This window comes from Oleiphilus sp. HI0123, from assembly GCF_001635315.1.
Genome location: NZ_LWGE01000613.1, coordinates 1 through 485 on the forward strand (window position 1 = coordinate 1; position 485 = coordinate 485).

The window sequence follows — 485 nt, forward strand, 5'->3', positions numbered from 1 at the left end:
CCGGTACGGAATATCTGCGTAAAGATAGCCAAGTGGATTTTGGTTGGGGCTCAGGAACGCCGACTATTTTCCTAGTACCTCTGGAAATAATGAGCGTTTCAGTATTCGTTGGAATGGCTATGTGGTACCGACACAAACAGGTAGTTATGAGTTCCGGCTGTATTCAGATGATGGTGTACGCTTAGACCTTGAAGGTAGTGAGATTATTAATGACTGGAGCCTTCATGGACCGCGTTATTCGAGCACTTCTGCGGCGCAATCATTAAATTCTGGGCAGGGCTATATCGTTCAGATGGAGCACTTTGAGCATACTGGTCAAGCTTATGCTCGTTTGCAATGGCGCCGTGACGGTGGCAGTTGGGAAGCTATTCCAAGTGCAGCTTTGAGTTCATGTGCGGTCACAGGTGAGCTACCTGAACCTGTCGCAGAATTTCGAATGGACGAGACGGCTTGGTCTGGCTCATCAGGCGATGTGGTGGATAGCT

The 485-nt window shown here is 48.9% G+C and carries 1 protein-coding gene; it reads left to right on the forward strand.

Features of this window, described 5'->3' with window-relative positions:
• Positions 1 to 43 precede the first annotated feature (43 nt).
• A partial coding sequence (locus A3761_RS05570) for a PA14 domain-containing protein (protein ID WP_197472854.1) occupies positions 44 to 485 on the forward strand: 442 nt, incomplete at its 3' end.